We start from the raw sequence: 1,889 nt of genomic DNA, 5'->3' as shown, positions 1-1,889 counted from the left end.
TCCTCTATCCTCTGTGGGCGCAGGAAAATTGAGGGGTTTGCTTCCTAGTACGAGAGGACCGGAAGCAACGAACCTCTGGTGCACCGGTTGTCGTGTCAACGGCATGGCCGGGTAGCTAAGTTCGGTCCAGATAAGCGCTGAAAGCATCTAAGCGCCAAGCTGTTCCCAAGATGAATTTTCCCTGAAGGATCGTGGGAGACCACCACGTTGATAGGGTGTAGGTCGAAGTGTGGTAACACATGCAGCCGAGCACTACTAATCATCCGTATGGCTTGATTCCATTTGCGAAATCAATTGTTTCCAAAGGACTATCAAGCTCAAGTAAGGAACTCGAAGTAAAAGGGTGAATCGGGGCTCTCGGAAGAAAACTTGTATGGACTGTCACAGGTCCTTTCTCCATGTGGATGTCAGGGAGCGGCCCTACTTCGCTCTTCGAGCTACGAAGGGCAGGCCCACCAGGGGTTTGCTCGATCGGGACGGAGGACAAAGTTGGTCGCAACCGACAGACAACAAACAGACAAAGCAATCAGTCGCCTTGGTCCAAGGCACTCAGAGAAGAAGCTTTAATCAGCGTTCGATCGTTCCGGTTTTGAAATTGGAACATTGGACATTGGAAATTGAAGCAAAGCTTCCTCTCTGGTGGTCATGGCACGGTGGAACCACCCGGTCCCATTCCGAACCCGGAAGTGAAACGCTGTTGCGCCGATGGTAGTGGGACGATAGGTCCTGTGAGAGTAGGTCGCCGCCAGGTTATTGCCCGGCACTAGTTAACGCTAGTGCCGGGCTCTTTTTTGCCCGGATGGGACGCTCGCCTGAACGGTGGCGATTCTGAAAGTAATTGATTATCGGATGACATGAAGGCTTGGCATTGTCGCTGGGTCCGCTTGGATTCCCGCAACTTCATAACTGCCTGTGAAAGCCCACGAAATCTACAACGCCATTGATCCTGCCCTTGTGACCCAGATGCTCGACTGGTTCCGTGAGAACGATAGAAACGTCTATCGATCCGCGGTTAGTTCGCTGGCTCAGAGCCGCAAATTGCGTTTGGCCTTCATTCAGAAGAAGCCGCTGAGTGATCAGTATGACTGGATTCTGAAAACGCTGAAGTCCAAGCAATCCGATACCATTGGGGAGCACTTGGTTCAGGTTTGGCTGATGGCCGGCAATCAGGAAATGCTCGCGAATTTCTGCGATGCGATGGGGATCGAGCACGACGGCAAGGGATCGGTGACCGGAGAGCTTCCCGAGACGCTGGATGACGAGTTGCTGTGCAAGGCGGTGGATCAGCTGGTGGCCGATTTTGATCCGAAGTTGGTGACGCTGTATCTTCAGGTCTTCAATCTCCAGAAACCAGGGGGATGGGGGAATCTCGGGGGAAAGCTGGCCAATGACGAGCGATTGGGGCTGGCCTGAGTTCGAGGGAACGCGATCGCGTATCAAGAGATGGGTTGATTTCTCAAGGGATTTGCGTTAAAAGCCATGAATGCCCTCTCAGCGTCGGATTACCGGGCTGTGTGAGGTGGCGTTACTGGAAGAGTTCATGCAGGCGGAGCGATCCGCTGTCGGGATTAGGACTCCCGTCGTGAGATCTTCTGTAGCGGTGAAGTCAAAGCCACGGCGTTCGAAAGAGCGATCAAAGCGGCGATAGAGCCAATCGTTCCCCACATTTCCCCCCAAAGTGACTCTCTCCGGTTTTCTTAATACCGGAGCCTGAGGTTCACATGCTCATTCACCCTGTGTTCAGGGTTGGATCGCAAATCCGTTGTGTCCAAGTCGGAGCGCGGTTTTGCCGTATTGGCTGGCGCTGAGAATATAAGAAGCCTGACCTACGGACTTGGTTGCTTCAGGAGGGGGTCCCGTGGCGCGATCGATGCGAGTTTCTCCCTGGC

At 53.6% G+C, this 1,889-nt stretch carries 1 protein-coding gene and 2 rRNA genes; all 3 read left to right on the top strand.

The genetic code is table 11. The features are described 5' to 3' along the window. Window positions 1–280: ribosomal RNA gene (locus tag WBG04_RS11500) — 23S ribosomal RNA — on the top strand; the annotation flags it as partial. A 355-nt stretch (window positions 281–635) separates the two neighbouring features. Then, window positions 636–751 (top strand): 5S ribosomal RNA (gene rrf / locus WBG04_RS11495). Window positions 752–912: 161 nt separating this feature from the next. Next, complete coding sequence (locus WBG04_RS11490; protein ID WP_424314572.1) at window positions 913–1,413, top strand: hypothetical protein; 501 nt, start codon at window positions 913–915, stop codon at window positions 1,411–1,413. Window positions 1,414–1,889 lie beyond the last annotated feature (476 nt).

Origin of the sequence: Haloferula sp., assembly GCF_049672945.1 — a bacterium.
In the GTDB taxonomy this organism is placed as follows: domain Bacteria; phylum Verrucomicrobiota; class Verrucomicrobiia; order Verrucomicrobiales; family Akkermansiaceae; genus Haloferula.
Note: the sequence above shows the minus strand (reverse complement) of the source record. Positions and strands in the feature narration are given on the sequence as shown.